Origin of the sequence: Bartonella sp. AP9QHHD, from assembly GCF_042195625.1 — a bacterium.
Lineage (GTDB): Bacteria > Pseudomonadota > Alphaproteobacteria > Rhizobiales > Rhizobiaceae > Bartonella.
Genome location: NZ_JBHIOP010000115.1, coordinates 1 through 1586, shown reverse-complemented (window position 1 = coordinate 1586; position 1586 = coordinate 1). Strand labels below are relative to the sequence as shown.

The following is a 1586-nucleotide window of genomic DNA, read 5'->3' as shown; positions in this document are numbered from 1 at the left end:
TATTACGAAGCACAGGGACAGCCTTTATCCGAACATATCGGTTGGTTGCGTCAAAATGGTTATGAGAAGGCATTGATGGTTCTCCCCCATGACGGTGCGACCAGAGACCGTGTGCACAATGTGAGTTTTGAGAGCGCTCTTAAACAGGCAGGCTTTCAAACAAAAGTTATCCCTAATCAGGGAGCAGGGGCTGTTAAGATACGTATAGAAACAGTCCGCCGTGTTTTGCCTTCTGTTTGGTTTAATGAGAAGACGACAGTAGCAGGACGTAAGGCACTGAACTGGTATCACGAGAAATGGGATGAGAAGCGTAATATTGGCTTGGGAGCAGAGCATGATTGGTCCAGTCATGGGGCAGATGCCTTTGGACTGATGTGTATTTCATACAAACCACCAAAAGAAATACAAAAGCGACCAGCTTATAGCGGCAGAACGGAATATGAGAGTACCTCATGGATGGCAGAATGATGTATGATGAAGAGCATTTAGATAAAGAAAGTAACGCATCAGATTTGTCGACAGAAGGCTTATTTCGCAAGCTTGTGAGCTGGTACAAAGAAGATGTGGAGCATGTGAATAAATGGCGTGAACATGCGCGGGAGGATTTTGGTTTTTACAATGGTGATCAATGGAATGAAGAAGATTTATCGGCGTTAAAAAAGCAACGCCGCCCCGTTATGACCTTTAATCGTATTGCCCCATTGGTCAATGCCGTTGTGGGGTCAGAGCGTAATAACAAGCGCGAAGTGCAGTTTATTCCCCGTCAAGTAGGGAAGGCATTGCCTAGTGAATTGCTTACCGGTGCGGCAGAATGGTTTCGGGACATGGCGCATGCAGAATACGCTGATAGTGATGCTTTCCAAGATGCGGTTATCTGCGGCATGGGGTGGACTGATACACGGCTTGATTATGAGAACAGCCTCGATGGTGAACCGGTCATTACGCGTTTAGACCCGTTAAAGATGGTTTGGGATAGTGCAGCGGTGCAACCGAATTTAACCGATGCGCAACGTTTGTGGTATGTAGACCGCAAGCCGTTAGAAGTAGCTAAGCAGATGTTTCCCAAATCTCATTGGACAGAGCTGAGTGCAGATTGGGCAAGGGATGGGAGCTCTCATGAAGGTGTTCACTATAATGATCTTGATTATTACAGCGATGAGGGGAGCATTGATGTTGAAAACGGTCGTCGGATGGTCACGCTTGTTGAATGCCGTTGGTTTGAAAGCGAGCGATATTACAAAGCGCCCGATTTAAGCACTGGAGAACTTCGTGATTATAGCGAGGAAGAATTTAAGCAGCTCCAGTGCATGATGCCCGATATTCAAGGGGCAGCTTTCAATAAAAAGGTTGTAAGACGTGCTTTTTTAGGGAGAAAGTTGCTTGAATCCCCCGATCAACCTTTAGTTCCAGCTGGTCAATTGGGTTGGGAGTGTATAACGGGATATTTTGACAAGATAGAACGGCAATTTTATGGGGTTGTGCGCCCGACAAAAGATCCACAACGGTGGGCGAATAAATATTTTAGTCAAGTGATGTATATCCTTAATAGCCAATCCAAAGGGGGGCTTATTGTCGAGGAAGGGGCG

Annotated in this window: 1 protein-coding gene and 1 pseudogene; both read left to right on the top strand. The window is 46.2% G+C overall.

Annotation, left to right across the window (positions count from 1 at the left end; genetic code table 11):
- Positions 1 to 468, top strand: a pseudogene (locus ACFIK4_RS09490) (PBSX family phage terminase large subunit); the annotation flags it as partial.
- Positions 453 to 1586, top strand: a 1134-nt coding sequence (locus ACFIK4_RS09485) for a portal protein (RefSeq protein WP_375675824.1), incomplete at its 3' end; no start/stop codon positions are given. The pseudogene ACFIK4_RS09490 and the gene ACFIK4_RS09485, both read left to right, overlap by 16 nt.